Annotated in this window: 11 protein-coding genes; 7 read left to right on the top strand and 4 right to left on the bottom strand. The window is 68.7% G+C overall.

Annotated elements, in window-relative coordinates; genetic code table 11:
* Positions 1-259: 259 nt before the first annotated feature.
* Positions 260-1,957, bottom strand: coding sequence for a glycosyltransferase family 2 protein (locus tag K6142_RS04545; protein ID WP_190244078.1), 1,698 nt, complete (start codon positions 1,955-1,957; stop codon positions 260-262).
* Between the two features lie 131 nt (positions 1,958-2,088).
* Between K6142_RS04545 and K6142_RS04540 the strand changes: the two genes are divergently transcribed.
* Both K6142_RS04540 and K6142_RS04535 read left to right on the top strand, forming a co-directional pair.
* Positions 2,089-3,888 carry a glycosyltransferase gene (locus tag K6142_RS04540; protein ID WP_190244079.1) on the top strand — a complete coding sequence of 600 codons (1,800 nt, stop codon included), beginning with the start codon at positions 2,089-2,091 and terminating at the stop codon, positions 3,886-3,888.
* Positions 3,889-3,946: 58 nt separating this feature from the next.
* The gene (locus K6142_RS04535) at positions 3,947-5,239 is read left to right on the top strand and encodes a glycosyltransferase family 2 protein (RefSeq protein ID WP_190244080.1); all 1,293 of its coding nucleotides are present in this window, start codon (positions 3,947-3,949) and stop codon (positions 5,237-5,239) included.
* 183 nt (positions 5,240-5,422) lie between these two features.
* Here the strand turns inward: K6142_RS04535 and K6142_RS04530 are convergent, their stop codons facing one another.
* Positions 5,423-6,013, bottom strand: a complete 591-nt coding sequence (locus K6142_RS04530) for a TrmH family RNA methyltransferase (RefSeq protein WP_190244081.1) — start codon at positions 6,011-6,013, stop codon at positions 5,423-5,425.
* Between the two features lie 430 nt (positions 6,014-6,443).
* On the opposite strand from K6142_RS04530, the gene K6142_RS04525 reads away from it, so the two are divergent.
* From K6142_RS04525 to K6142_RS04510, 4 genes are all read left to right on the top strand, one after another.
* Positions 6,444-7,835, top strand: coding sequence for a sodium:proton antiporter (locus K6142_RS04525; RefSeq protein WP_190244115.1), 1,392 nt, complete (start codon positions 6,444-6,446; stop codon positions 7,833-7,835).
* Between the two features lie 335 nt (positions 7,836-8,170).
* Positions 8,171-8,785 carry a cobalt transporter CbiM gene (gene cbiM / locus K6142_RS04520; protein WP_015946754.1) on the top strand — a complete coding sequence of 205 codons (615 nt, stop codon included), beginning with the start codon at positions 8,171-8,173 and terminating at the stop codon, positions 8,783-8,785.
* Positions 8,786-8,791: 6 nt separating this feature from the next.
* Complete coding sequence (cbiQ, locus tag K6142_RS04515; protein ID WP_190244082.1) at positions 8,792-9,604, top strand: cobalt ECF transporter T component CbiQ; 813 nt, start codon at positions 8,792-8,794, stop codon at positions 9,602-9,604.
* Positions 9,601-10,452 carry an energy-coupling factor ABC transporter ATP-binding protein gene (locus tag K6142_RS04510; protein ID WP_223290257.1) on the top strand — a complete coding sequence of 284 codons (852 nt, stop codon included), beginning with the start codon at positions 9,601-9,603 and terminating at the stop codon, positions 10,450-10,452. Before cbiQ ends, K6142_RS04510 begins: the two co-directional genes overlap by 4 nt.
* Positions 10,453-10,705: 253 nt before the next feature.
* On the opposite strand, the gene waaF is transcribed toward K6142_RS04510, so the two are convergent.
* Both waaF and K6142_RS04500 read right to left on the bottom strand, forming a co-directional pair.
* Complete coding sequence (gene waaF / locus K6142_RS04505) at positions 10,706-11,740, bottom strand: lipopolysaccharide heptosyltransferase II (RefSeq protein ID WP_223380763.1); 1,035 nt, start codon at positions 11,738-11,740, stop codon at positions 10,706-10,708.
* Complete coding sequence (locus tag K6142_RS04500) at positions 11,737-12,438, bottom strand: D-glycero-alpha-D-manno-heptose-1,7-bisphosphate 7-phosphatase (protein WP_223380762.1); 702 nt, start codon at positions 12,436-12,438, stop codon at positions 11,737-11,739. Before K6142_RS04500 ends, waaF begins: the two co-directional genes overlap by 4 nt.
* Before the next feature lie 253 nt (positions 12,439-12,691).
* Here K6142_RS04500 and K6142_RS04495 point away from each other — a divergent pair, with 253 nt between their 5' ends.
* Complete coding sequence (locus tag K6142_RS04495) at positions 12,692-13,729, top strand: hemolysin family protein (protein WP_190245524.1); 1,038 nt, start codon at positions 12,692-12,694, stop codon at positions 13,727-13,729.
* Positions 13,730-13,856 lie beyond the last annotated feature (127 nt).

Genomic DNA, 13,856 nt, shown 5'->3' with positions numbered 1-13,856 from the left:
CCCATCCCCCGCAAACTTTTTATTCTGAAGCATGGGCTATGAAGGTATAACCCCCTTAACTCAATATGAATTCGCTTCAACCATTCCATGTCGAGTTACTTTCGCCACCCATTTGAAAAGTTTTGGAAGGAAGGGGTGGGGTTCGGGGAGGGGAAGGAAACTTTTTGCGGCAGCCGTTAGGCGAATCTTCGAGCCTTACGGATGGCGACCGCAAAGCGCAAAAAGTTTCCTTCCCCTCCCCGATTCGCATTCTTTCTTCTCAAAAACCTCTTGCTTCCACATCGGCCAGCAGGGCGGCGTGGTCGTGCTGGCGCAGGGTATCAAAGTCGGGGCGGGTATAGCGGTACTGAAGCTTGTACATGTTGGCCCAGGCATTGGAGAATTGGGCGGGATCGGTCCAGGCGGCGCGGCCGGTGCGCTTCATGTGGCGCACGGCCAGATGTCCCTGATAGACGGGCAGATCGTTGCGCAGGCTGCGGCGCAGGTCGTGTTCCAGGTCATCGTACTGGCTGGGGGCGTAGCGCAGGTCGAAGGGGCCCACGGTGTCGAACACGGCGCGGCGGAACAGGTGGCAGCAGCCGGTCACGGACACGCACGGACGCTGGTAGGAGAACTGGCCGAAGTCCAGTTCCTGCAAATGCAGGTCGGAGACGGAGAACCGGCGGCGATAGCCGGGGGCGTTCTCCGGCGCGGCGGCCATGTCGCCACCGGGGTCCAGATGCAGGTCCACGGACTGGAGCAGCATGGGGACCGAATAATCCACCACGCGGCAGCCATAGACGTTGGCGGCGGGGTGGGCGTCCATGGCGGCACCGAACAGGCGCAGCCAATCAACCGGCACGGTGGCGTCGTCGTCCAGAAAGGCCACCCAGTCGCAGGCGCGGACTTCCGGCAGGGTCAGCAGCCAGTTGCGGGCGGGGGGCGCGCCGATGTTCAGCGGCAGGGTGACGGTATACAGCCGCTCACCCAGGCGACCGGGAGCGCGTTCGGCCCAGCGGGCCAGCACGACGGGGGTGGCGTCGGTGCAGCCGTTGTCCAGCACCACCACGCGGGCATCGCCCAGGTCGGACGCGGCCACGGAGGCCAGCGCCTCGTCGATGCACTCGGCCTTGTTCCAGGTGTAGAACAGCACCGCGCCGCGCCCGGCGGGCAAATCGCCCGGCAGGTCGCGCCCCCTTGCCACGTCGTCGAGGCGCAGCAGAAGATTGACCTGCCAGGGGCGGGCTGCCGCCGCCGCGCGCCACAGGGCAACGGCGCCGTCACGGTCGTCCGCGCGGTACAGGCACTCGGCGTGCCGGACCCTCCACGCAGCCAGCGGCAGGGCCTTGCACGCGGCGGCGTACAGGGCGGCGGCCCCGGCCATGTCCCCGCGCGCAAAGGCCACGTCGCCGCGCAGGGAGGCGACAATGGGCGCGGGAATGCCTCCCTTGTCCCGAGAGCCGGAAGGCAGCCCGGACAGCCATGCATCCAGCCACTGGTGGCGGGCCTCGGTCATGCCCACCACCATGGCCTGCCGCAGCCAGAAGGTGTTGCCCGGCTGGGCGCGGCGCTGGCGATCCAGCAGGCGGCACGAGGCGTCGGCATCGCGCTGCTGGAGCAACTGGACCAACTGCCGCACTTCGGCATCCGGCGGGGGCACGTCCAGAGAGGCCAGCAGCTCCGCCACCCGGAACACCGGCGTGGGCAGAAAGGGCCGGGCCTTGTGCAACGCCACCAGTTGGCCTGCGGTGCGGGCATCCAGCGGGTCGGACTCCCAGGCGGCGCACAGGGCGTCTGCCCCCAGGGCGAACAGGTCGGCGGGACCGTACGCCGAGCCTTCCGGCGTGTTCATGGCCCCAAGGGCCATCTCGGCAATGCCGACAAGGTGCAACTGCCCCACCCCGCCCTTGAGCAGGGCGGCGGCGAGGTCGCGGGGCAAATCGCGCCAGCATGGTCGGGCAAGGGCGGGTGAGGTCACGGGGGCTCCGGCAGGTTCAATTGACATTCCGGGCGTTACCGCCCACAGTGCCGCATCGGTCGATCCGCGCGCCGCGACGGGCACACGTTTCGGCGCGTTGTATCCCGCCAACCCGCATCCCCGCAACACGCATGGCGCAACCGCACGGCATCCCCGCACCCCATCCGGCCCAGGTCACGGCGCTGCTGGCAACCCTCATGGACCGCGTACCCCTGTGGGAATGCGGGGCCATGGGCGCGGACAACCAGTTCCGGCTGGCGCGCGGGGCCATCGAAAACGCGGGGGGCGACCCCGGCGTGGTGGCCGCCGGAGTGGGCATGGCCCTGTGGGGCTGGCGCGACAACCCGCTGGACACCCGCCTTGCCGCACTGCTGCGCGCCATCATGGACGACGCCCCGCAGGCGTTCGACCCGACCCTGCGCGAACTGGTGGCCCGCCTGCATGACCGGGTGCGCGTACCCGCCGACTTCGGCGCGCTGGATACTGCCCTGAATGCCCACGGCGGCCCGGCAACCGCCCCGGTGCAGGCCGTGCTGGACGTGGTGCTGCCCCGGCTGGCCGACCCGACGCACGGGCTGTTCTGGCTGGCGCGGGGCGTGGAATGGTGCGTGCGCCACGAGAATTCCGTTGTCGCGACCACGGACGGAACAGACTCCCCGGCACTTCCGCCTGCGGACGACACCACGCTGGAAACCCTGCTGCGCGCCGCGCTGTCGACAGCGCAACCCCTACCGGAAACCCTGGTTCACCGGCTGCGCGCCGAATGGGCGGTTCGCCGCCTGGACCCCGCCGAGGCACTACGACGACTGGAGCAACTGGCGGGACAGGACACTACCACCGCTCGCGTATCCCCCTTTGCCTCGTGGTACGCATTGCGCCGCGCCGAACTGCTGACCCGGCTGGAACAGCCGGGCCATGCGGCGGACGCCGCCGCCCTGCTGCTGCCCCTGTGGCGCGAGGCCCCGTACCATCCCAACCTCACGCTGGCCCTGCACGAACTGCTGTACCCGCTGCCCGCGCCCCCGGCGGCCATGGCCCCGCCCGCCATCCTGCTGTACACCTGGAACAAGCGTGACCTTGCGGCGCAGACCCTGCGCTCGTTGCGCGCGGCGGGCTTTCGCGGCGCGCCGGTCTTCGCGCTGGACAACGGCTCGCAGGACGGCACGGAAGCAATGTTCCGCGCCATGGCGGCGGACTGGGGTTCGCCGTTCACCATGGTGCGCCTGCCGGTGAACGTGGGAGCCCCCGCTGCCCGCAATTGGCTGCTGTCCCTGCCGGATGTGCGCCAGCGCGACCATGCCGTGTTCCTGGACGACGACGTGCTGCTGGAACCCGGCTGGATGGATGGCCTGCTGGCCGTGGCCCACGCCCGGCCCGGCTGGGGGGCCATAGGGTGCGCGGTCACCGACCACACGCCGCCCCACGCGCTGCAATGCGCCGACTTTTTCGCCCTGCCTCCGAACATGGGCACCCGCAGCTTTGCCGATCTTGACGAACTCTGGCACATCCACGGCAACGCGGCAGGCAACCCCGACCCGCTGCTTACCGCCTACACCCGGCCCTGCCTGTCCGTTTCCGGCTGCTGCCACATGGTCTCCATGGCTTCGGTGCACCAGGTGGGCGCCTTCGACGTGCGCTTCACCCCCAGCCAGTTCGACGACCTGGAACGGGACATCCGCTGCACGCTGGCCGGGCTGCCGGTATGGTACGCGGGCACGGTGCGGGTGCGCCACATGCAGCATTCCAGCCTGCGCCAGGCCAGCAGCCGGGCGCGCAGCGCACATATCTTCGGCAACCGCATCAAGCTGGAGCACCTGTACCCGGCCGACAAGGTCAGGCAGGCGCGCGAGACATCCGCGGCGCTGGCCCGGCAGGATCTGCTGCGCAAAACCGCCGCGCTGGCGGCCCTGCCCGCGCCGGGCGCCGGGTAATTCCCCTTCTCACTCCCACCTGCTGCACCGCGCGCGCCGCGCACACGAGCCACATCGCATGACCGCCAAAGCCCCCCTCGTCTCCGTCATCATCCCCGCCTGGAACCTCTGGGATCTCACGCGCGGCTGCCTTGAAAGCCTGCACGAGCATACCCCCGGCGGGGTGCTGGAGGTCATCGTGGTGGACAACGGCTCTACCGACGCCACCGCCAGCGACCTTGAACCGCTGGGACGTTCCCTGTTCGGCGATCTTTTCCGGGCCGTCCGACTGCCGGAGAACAAGGGCTTCGCCGTGGCCAGCAACCTTGGCGCGGCCCAGGCCCGCGCGGACAGACTGCTGTTCCTGAACAACGACACCCTGGCAACCCCCGGCTGGCTGCCCCCCCTGCTGCGCGCGCTGGACGACGACGCCCGGCTGGGCGCCGTGGGGCCGCTGCTGCTCTATCCGGATACGGACAGGGTGCAGCACTGCGGCATCGCCTTCACGCCCTCGCTGTCCACCGAGCACCTGTACGCCAACTTTCCGGCAACGCACCCGGCGGTGGCCGCGCGACGGCCATTGCAGGCCATCACCGGCGCGGCCATGCTCATGAAGCGCACGGTGTTCGCCGACTGCGGCGGCTTCCATGAAGGGTACCTGAACGGCAGCGAGGATCTGGAACTGTGCTGGCGCATCCGCGAGCGGGGGCTGAAGGTGGCCTGCGTGGCGGAAAGCCGGGTGTACCATCTGGAAAGCCGCACCCCCGGACGCCGCGACCACGACGCGGCCAACGCCGCCCGGCTCAACCGGCGCTGCTCCGGCTGCTTCGGTCCGGACCTGCACAAGCTGGCCCGGCGCGATGGCTTCGAACTGGCGCTGACCCCGTGGCTGGAAACCTACCTGACCCTGCCGCCCACGCGCGAGGCGGAACTGCTGGCGACCCACGCCGACTTCGAGGCCGGCAGATGCTGGCAGGCCTTGCAGGCCGACCCGCTGTGGCAGTCCGGCTACGAACTGCTGGCGGGTTTTCTGGAACGACACGACAGGTATCTGGAAGCTTCCGGCGTGCGGCTGCTGCACTGCTACTTCTTTCCCAGCCTGCCGGGGTACCGCCGCCTGGCCCTGGTGGCGGCGCAGGCGGGCAACCCGGACCTGGCCGGGCAGGCAGCCCGCAAGATCGAGCACGTCACCGGCCTGCTGGAAGACCCGGAACCGCTGGTGCGCAAGGCGCACGGGCTGGCCCGCTGGGCGCGGCGCGCGGGCGAGCGAGAGGTGGGCGCGCTGTACGAAGGCTGGCTGACCGACCTTGGCCTGCCGCTGGAAGGCGACGAACCCGACGGCCCCGGCGCCCCCGATGGTACGGACGAATGACGCACCGATGATGCAGGCAAGTGACGCAGGCAAGTGACGCGGGTGGCCTGCCGGGCGGGACCACTGACGACGCCCCGGCAACATCCCGGCGGCGGCCCGCTCATCCCCGCCAGACACGACGGCGGCGTACCCGGAACCATCCGGATACGCCGCCGTCGCGCCTTTTCGGGGCAGTGTCCCCCGCTATTTCTCAGCCCATGCCGCGATGCGGGCTTCCAGTTCCTCTTCGGGCCAGGAAGGCCGATCGTACATGCCCGCCACCACGCGCTGGCGCGAGGCCTCGGCCAGCAGCACCGCCGCCGCCACCGACACGTTGAAGCTCTGGATCATGCCGTACATGGGGATGTATACTTCGCCGTCCACCAGTTCCACCAGTTCCGGGGCCACGCCGGAATGCTCGTTGCCCATGATGATGGCGGTGGGCTGGGTCATGTCGTAGTCGCCCAGCGGTTTGGCCGCCGGAGTACAACTGGTGGCCAGCACGCGGTGGCCGCCTTCCTTCAGGGTGCGCATCAGGCTCTGGGCATCGGAGTGGCGCACCGTGTCCACCCACTTGCGGGCCGAGGCCGACGACTTGCGGCCCAGCACGGGAAAGGCGGTATCGGTATAGTACAGGTGCACCTGGGCCACGCCGAAGGCGTCGCAACTGCGGTAGATGGCCGAAACGTTGTGCGGGTCGTGAATGTTGGCCAGCACAAGGGTCAGGTCCTTCTGCCGCCAGCCGAGAACGCGGCGGATGCGTTCCATGCGCCGGGGTGTTATCTGTGGTGCCATGGGTATCCGTGTGTGCTGTCCGGCCCATGCTGCGGGCCGGTGGAGGGTTCGTGGCGGTTGCCGTGAGCGCCGTGGCGCGGGGCACCTGTGTACCTTCGTTCCGCCAAAATGTCATCTTCGCGCTTGACGAACAAGAACGGCAGGTTGCAGAAAATGACAAGCGCATGCATCCGGCCGGGCAGGCAGGCGGGGTGACTCTCCCCGCAATGTGCTGCACGATACACGTCGCCCGTTCGATTGCGCACGGTTCCGCCCTGCTCCGGTCCATGCTACCGGGACCGTGCCGTATCGATAAACCCGACCGCCTCCGCCCCCGGTGCCCGATGGCGGAGGATGGCCGACACCCCATGCGAATCCAGGAGGCCCAACGGTGAAACGTTTCCGCGATATTGCCGCCCCCGTTTCTGCGACCGTGGCGCTTGCCGCGGCCATGGTGGTAGCGCTGCTCCCCGCCGCTGCGCTTGCCTCGCAGGGTGGTGCGCCCCACTTCGACGGTGCGGTGCTGGGCGGCCTGTGGGCCGCCCCCTTCGCCTGCATGCTGCTGTCCATCGCCATCCTGCCCCTGATGGCGCCGCACTTCTGGCACCATCACTTCGGCAAGGTTTCCGCGTTCTGGGGCCTGGCCTTCCTGGTGCCCTTCGCCCTCAAGTTCGGTGCGTCGCTGGCTCTGTACGAAGTGCTGCACACCCTGCTGCTGGAATACATCCCGTTCATCATCCTGCTGTTCGCGCTGTTCACCGTGGCGGGCGGCGTGCGCCTGACCGGTTCGCTGGCGGGCACGCCCGTGGTCAACACCCTGCTGCTGGCCATCGGCACGGTACTGGCAAGCTGGATGGGCACCACCGGCGCGGCCATGCTGCTGATCCGCCCGCTGTTGCGCGCCAACGCCCACCGCAAGCACAAGGTCCATTCGGTGGTGTTCTTCATTTTCCTGGTGGCCAACGTCGGCGGCTCGCTGACCCCGCTGGGCGACCCGCCGCTGTTCCTCGGCTTCCTCAAGGGCGTCTCGTTCTTCTGGACCACCATCCACATGCTGCCCCCCATGCTGCTGGTTTCGGTGCTGCTGCTGGCCGTGTTCTTCGCGCTGGATACCGTGCTGTTCGGCAAGGAAGGCCGCCCCGTGCCGCCCCGGCAAGACGGCGGTGAAAAGCTGGGCCTGGAAGGCAGCGTGAACCTGCTGCTGCTGGGCGGCGTGGTGGGCGCCGTGCTGCTGAGCGGCTTCTGGAAGCCGGGCGTGGAATTCAACGTGTACCACGTGCCGGTGGAACTCCAGAACATCGTACGCGACATCATCCTGCTGGCCATCGCCGGGCTGTCCCTGAAGCTGACCGACCCAGAGTCGCGCATCAGGAACGACTTCAGCTGGGGCCCCATCGAGGAAGTGGCCAAACTGTTCGCGGGCATCTTCGTCAGCATGATTCCGGCCATCGCCATCCTGAAGGCGGGCGAAAGCGGCGCGCTGCGCCCGGTGATCCAGATGGTGACCCACGACGGCCAGCCGGTGAACGTCATGTACTTCTGGCTGACCGGCCTGCTGTCCAGCTTTCTGGACAATGCGCCCACCTACCTGGTGTTCTTCAACACCGCAGGCGGTGATGCCATGCACCTGATGCACGACATGCCCCAGACCCTGCTGGCCATCTCCGCCGGTGCCGTGTTCATGGGGGCCAACACGTACATCGGCAACGCGCCCAACTTCATGGTGCGTTCCATCGCCGAAGACCAGGGCGTGAAGATGCCCAGCTTCTTCGGCTACATGGCCTGGTCGTGCGGCATCCTGGTGCCCTCGTTCATTCTGGTGACGCTGGTCTTCTTCATGTAGCGCCCACCGCATTGCCAATCAACGCCGCCCCCGCATGCCCCGCGCATGCGGGGGCGGTTTCCGTTGCAACTGCCAGCCGGAGGGAAGGAGGTGGGGCAGTGAACGCCGCCTTGCGCGCGGCCTGCGGCATCCCTGCTTTCTCGCCCCCCTCGGCGTCTGCGGCATTCCGAAAGCCCCCCTCGGGGGCGGAACACCCTGTCGGACGACGCCCCGGCACGCCTTGCGGATTCGTAACACGTTGACGCTCCATGTGCCATCTGCTACCCCTTTCGGCACGCCCGTGACGCCGGATTTTCCGCGCGCCGCGACGGGCGCGCAGACAGCGCGAGGCATGCATGCACATTTCGGAAGGGGTGCTTTCTCCGGCGGTGCTCGGCGCGGGCGCGGCGTTGGCCGCCCTTGGCGTCACGGCAGGGCTGAAGCGGCTGGACTACGATCGTCTGATGACCGTGGCCATCCTGTCCTCCGCCTTTTTCGTGGCCTCGCTGATCCACGTGCCCATCGGCCCCTCCAGCGCCCACCTCGTGCTCAACGGGCTTTTGGGCGTCATGCTGGGCTGGGCCGCCTTTCCCGCCATCTTCGTGGCGCTGGCGTTGCAGGCGCTGCTGTTCCAGTTCGGCGGGCTTACCGTGCTGGGGGTGAACACCTTCAACATGGCCCTGCCCCCGGTGCTGTGCTTCTACGTCTTCCGCCCCATGCTGACCGGCCCGTCCCGCCTGCGCGGGGGCGCTGCCTTTGCCTGCGGCTTCCTGTCCGTGGGCGCGTCCGCCCTGCTCACCGCCGTGTCACTGGGACTGTCCGGCGAGGCGTTCATCCCCGCCGCGCGGGCGCTGATGCTGGCGCACATCCCGGTCATGATCGTGGAAGGCGTGGTGACGGCGCTGGTGGTGTCATTCATCGCCCGGGTGCGGCCCGAAATGCTGGCCTTCACCTCTGCGGCTCACGGCTAGCTCACGGTGCTGGACGAACCCTTCAGCCGGGGCGCCTCGCGCCTGCATCTGGCCGACCCGCGCTGCAAGCTGGCGGCGGCGCTTGCCGTTGCCGTATGCGTCGCCCTGCTGCGCTCGCCCGGCCCGGCGGCCCTGGCCCTGCTGCTGGGCGCGGCCCTGTGCGCGTGGGCGCGTCTGCCCCTGCCCCGTCTGCTGCGACGGCTGGCCGCCGTGAACGTGTTCGTGGCCTTTCTGTGGGTGTTCCTGCCCTTTTCGCTGCCCGGCGAACCGCTGCTGCGCATCGGCCCCTTTCCCGGCCTGCCGGACTGGCTGGCCCCGAACTGGCTGTCTCTGACCGCCACCAACGCGGGCGTGGCCCAGGCCGTGCTGGTCACCCTGAAATCCAACGCCATCGTGCTGGCCTTCATCGCCCTGGCGGGCACCTCGGACATCACCGCCGTGGGCCATGCCATGGCCGGGCTGGGGCTGCCAAACAAGCTGGCGCTGCTGCTGCTGTTCACCTGGCGGCAACTGCACGTGGTGGCCCAAGAATACCACCGCCTGCGCACCGCAGCCAAGGTACGCGGCTTCACCCCCGGCACCAACCTGCACACCTATCGCACGTACGCAAACCTTGCGGGCATGGTGCTGGTGCGCAGCTTCGACCGGGCCGAACGCGTGGGCCAGGCCATGCGCCTGCGCGGCTTTGACGGGCGCTTCCACATGCTGGCCGAACCCGCCGGACACCCCGGCGACCGTCTGCTGGCCGCCGCCATAATCCTGTGCGCGGCAATCTTGCTGGCCGCCGACATCCTTCAGCCCCTCACCGCACTGCCATGAGCACCGCCGCCACCCCCCCGAATCACGGGCATCCGGATCATCACGCCCCCGGGCACGAGCATGACCACGAACATGCGGATGGCCACGAGCACGGACACGCGCATCCGCATCCCCATTTCGACGACGCCACCCCGCCGCTGGCCGCCGTTGAGGACATCCACTTCACCTATCCCGGCAGCGCGGACCCCGTATTGCGTGGCGCCTCGCTGGCCTTGCGCCCGGGGCGGCGCATCGGCCTTCTGGGGCACAACGGCAGCGGCAAGTCAACGCTGCTGCACCTGCTCATGGGCCTGCTGCGCCCCCAGTCGGGCCGGGTGCTGCATCGCGGCGCGCCCCTGACGTGCGAGGCCGACTTTGCGCCGTTGCGCCGCGAGGTGGGGTTCCTGTTCCAGAATTCCGACGATCAGCTGTTCTGCCCCACCGTGCTCGAAGACGTGGCCTTCGGCCCGCTGAACCACGGCGCATCCCCAGCAGAGGCCCGCCACGTGGCCCAGGCCACACTGGAACGCCTGGGGTTTGCCGGATTCGGCGCTCGGGTTACCCACCGCCTGTCCGGCGGCGAAAAGAAGATGATCGCCCTGGCCGCCGTGCTGGCCATGCAGCCGCAGGCACTGCTGCTGGACGAACCCACCAACGACCTCGACCCGCGCACCCGCGACCGGCTCATCGCCACCCTGGCCGCGCACAGCCCCACCCACCTGATCATCTCGCACGACTGGGACTTTCTGGCCCGGACCTGCGACAGTTTCCTCGGCGTGCAGGACGGCACCGTCCGCATCGCCACCCATACGCCCCATACCCACGTGCACACCCACACCGGCGGCGACGTGCACCATCACCACGGGTAAAACCAAAAGAAAACAAATGCGGGGGAGAGGAAGGGAACTTTTGAAAAAGTTCCCTTCCTCTCCCCCGCACCCCCTCTCCATCCTTCCAAACTTTTCAACAAGGGCACCAGCCACCGGCTGCGATGCTCCTCTCATCCCATGGCTCATCCCCCCAATGAAAACGTTTTGGGGAAGAGGGGATGGGGGTCCGGGGGAAGGGGAGAAGCCCCTTTTGGAAAAGGGGCTTCTCCCCTTCCCCCGGTTGCCCCGCCATCTACCCGAACAATTTCGCGTGCACGTCCTGCCACACGGTGTCGGGGGTGATGTCGCGCATGCAGCGGTGGTGCCCCAGGGGGCATTGCTGCGGGCCGTGCAGGCCGCAGGGGCGGCAGTCCAGCCCGGTTTCGAGCACGGTGGCTTTGGGGCCGCGCGGGTAGAAGCCGTGGCGACGCACGGTGGGGCCGAAAATGGCGGTGACGGGAGTGCGCTGTGCCCAGGCGATGTGCATGGGGCCGGAGTCGTTGGACAGGTAGCAGTCGAGGATGGCGAGGTGCGCGGCAAGGTCCACGAGGCTGAGCGCGCCGGACAGGTCGATGAGCGCGGGCGTGCCGAGGGTGCCGGAGCGTTCGGCCACTTCGCGGGCCACGGCTTCCTCGCCGGGACCGGCAAACAGCACGATGCGCGCGCCTGCTGCGGCGGCGCGGCGGACCACCTCGGCGAAGTATTCGGCGGGCCAGCGCTTGGTGGCCCACACGGAACCGGGATGCACGCCCAGCAGGGGCGCGCCGGGGGCGGCGTGCGCGGCGCGGAAGGCGGCGGCGCGTTCGCGGGCGGGTTCGGGCAGCACCAGTTCCGGCCAGTCCAGAATCTGCGGCAGGTTCAGGGGCCGCACCAGTTGCAGCAGCCGTTCGATCTCGTCCAGTTCGTCGAAGCGACGCGGCACGGTGTGGGTGTAGAACCACGAATTGAACCACGGCGCGTCGTAGCCGATGCGCACCTTGGCGCTGGTCCAGCGGGCGATGCAGGCGCTGCGCAGGCTGGTGTGGGCGGATATCCACAGCGAATGCCGCTCGCGCGCCAGTTGCCGCCCCACGCGGGCGGCGGCCATGATGCCGCTTTCGCCGCCGCGCTTGTCGAACTCGTGCACGCCGGAAAGCTCCGGCTGGGCGGCGAACAGGCTGCCCACGCCGCGCCGCACCCAGAAGTGCAGCTCCGCATCGGGGTAGTTGGCGCGCAGGGTGCGCAGCAGCGGCAACGTAAGTACCGCGTCGCCCAGAAAGGCGGTGTTCCAGACGCCGATACGGCTCATGACGGTTCGCTCCGCGAAAGGTCCGTGAAAGAGGGGCCGGAGGGGGATGCACCCGAAGCGGCGGCGGTACCGCCCAGCAGCCATTCCGCGGCGGCGGCAAGATCGCGCGCCACGGCGTGCGGCCAGTCCGGGCGGGCGGCAAGCTCGGCGGGGGCGGGTTCGCGCACGGCGGCATCACCTTCGGGCACGGGCACGCCCAGCGCTTGCGCGGCGGCCTGCCCCTTGCCGGTCAGCACCAGCACCACGCGGCCCAGGCCCGCGCCACGCCCGAAGGCCACGTCCTCACGCTTGTCGCCCACCATGGCGGTGGCGGCGGCGCACAGGCCGTGCCGGTCGCGCAGGGCCAGCCACATGCCCGGCGCGGGTTTGCGACAGGCGCAGCCGTCGTCCGGGCCGTGCGGGCAGAAGGCCGTGTCGGCCAGCGCCACGCCGTGTTCGCCCAGCAGTTCGCCCAGCCGGGCGTTGCAGGCGTGCAGGTCCGCCTCGGTGAAATAGCCCCTGCCGATGCCCGACTGATTGGTGACGAGGAACAGCCGCGCCCCGGCGGCGGCAAGGGCCGCAAGCCCCCGAGCCGCGCCCGGCAGCAGGGTGACGCCGGAAGGGTCGGACAGGTAGTGGCGGTCCTCGATGACGGTGCCGTCGCGGTCAAGCAGCACGGCGCCGGGAATTGCCCTGGTGGTTGTTGATGCCCGGTTCATGGTGGGGCAACTTGTGGCACGGCGGGCCGCTTTTTTCAAGGCGGCGGCGCGTCACGGCGCAGCGCGGCGGCTTGCGGCAACCGGCCATCATGCGGCCCTGCGTTGCCATTCGACGCCGGGCCGCATAGGCTGTTCCGATGCGGCGGTCCGGCAATACCCGCGCCCGCCGCCCGCTCCTGTCGATTCCGCCGTCGGAACATCCGCGCGGAACGCCCCTCACTCGTACGCCGCGTATCGGCGCACAGGACATAGCATGCTTGCGCTCACCGTGGCTGTTTCGCTTTCGCTCATCATTTCGGCCTGCTGTTCCGTCACCGAGGCCATCCTGTATTCCGTGCCCTGGAGCCACGTGGAGCAGTTGCGCAAATCGGGGCGCAAGGCGGGCCAGGTGCTGTTCGAACTGCGTTCGCGCATCGAGCAGCCCATCACCGCCGTGCTCACCCTGAACACCGTGGCCAACACGGCGGGCGCCGCCATTGCCGGGGCCTACGCTGCGGACGTGCTGGGCGACGAACACATGGCCGCCTTTGCCGCCGGGTTCACGGTGCTCATCCTGATCCTTGGCGAGATCATCCCCAAGACCATCGGGGTGGCCCATGCGCGCCCGCTTTCGGAATACGTGGCCCGCCCGGTGCGCGTGCTGGTGGCGCTGCTGATGCCGGTCATATGGCTGGGCGGGCGCATCACCCGGCTGTTCACCCCGCCCGGCGGCGGCGCGCCGCACGCCACGGAAGACGACATCCGGGCCATCGTCAGCCTGTCACGCCGGGCCGGGCGCATCCAGCCCTATGAAGAACTTTCCATCCGCAACATCCTGTCCCTGGACCAGAAGCGGGTACACGAAATCATGACCCCGCGCACGGTTGTCTTTTCGCTGCCTGCCGCCATGACCGTGGCCGAGGCCCACGAGCAGCCGGACTTCTGGCACTACAGCCGGGTGCCGGTGTGGGGAGAGCACAACGAGGATGTGGTGGGCATAGCCACCCGCCGCCGGGTGCTCAAGGAAGTTGCGGAGGACAACGACACGCTGCGCCTGTCCGAGGTGATGCAGCCGGTGCACTTCGTGCCCGACACCCAGACCCTGGACCGCACCCTGTTGCAATTTCTGGATGCCCGCACCCACCTGTTCGTGGTGCTGGACGAGTACGGCGGCCTTGCTGGCGTCATTTCGCTGGAGGACGTGCTGGAAGAAATACTGGGTCGCGAAATCGTGGACGAAACCGACAGGGTGGACGATTTGCAGGAACTGGCCCGGCGCCGCCGCGCGGAACTGGCACACAACAAGGAATAGCTACCAATAGCGATTGGATATGTTTAAGCTTACCTCCTGATTTCGGCAAGTTACCCAGGAGTACAACCTGTTGTGAAAGCCTTTGCACGCACGCTACCCCCTTGCCACGACGGCGGAAACGCCGTAT

Origin of the sequence: Nitratidesulfovibrio sp. SRB-5 (genome assembly GCF_019931275.1) — a bacterium.
In the GTDB taxonomy this organism is placed as follows: Bacteria; Desulfobacterota; Desulfovibrionia; order Desulfovibrionales; family Desulfovibrionaceae; genus Cupidesulfovibrio.
Note: the sequence above shows the minus strand (reverse complement) of the source record. Positions and strands in the feature narration are given on the sequence as shown.

Coding starts and splice junctions, on each gene's coding strand:
- K6142_RS04530 (WP_190244081.1), bottom strand. CDS start 6,013: ATGGCACCACAGATAACACCCCGGCGCATGGAACGCATCCGCCGCGTT.
- cbiM (WP_015946754.1), top strand. CDS start 8,171: ATGCACATTTCGGAAGGGGTGCTTTCTCCGGCGGTGCTCGGCGCGGGC.
- waaF (WP_223380763.1), bottom strand. CDS start 11,740: ATGAGCCGTATCGGCGTCTGGAACACCGCCTTTCTGGGCGACGCGGTA.
- K6142_RS04510 (WP_223290257.1), top strand. CDS start 9,601: ATGAGCACCGCCGCCACCCCCCCGAATCACGGGCATCCGGATCATCAC.
- K6142_RS04500 (WP_223380762.1), bottom strand. CDS start 12,438: ATGAACCGGGCATCAACAACCACCAGGGCAATTCCCGGCGCCGTGCTG.
- K6142_RS04535 (WP_190244080.1), top strand. CDS start 3,947: ATGACCGCCAAAGCCCCCCTCGTCTCCGTCATCATCCCCGCCTGGAAC.
- K6142_RS04525 (WP_190244115.1), top strand. CDS start 6,444: ATGGTGGTAGCGCTGCTCCCCGCCGCTGCGCTTGCCTCGCAGGGTGGT.
- K6142_RS04495 (WP_190245524.1), top strand. CDS start 12,692: ATGCTTGCGCTCACCGTGGCTGTTTCGCTTTCGCTCATCATTTCGGCC.
- K6142_RS04540 (WP_190244079.1), top strand. CDS start 2,089: ATGGCGCAACCGCACGGCATCCCCGCACCCCATCCGGCCCAGGTCACG.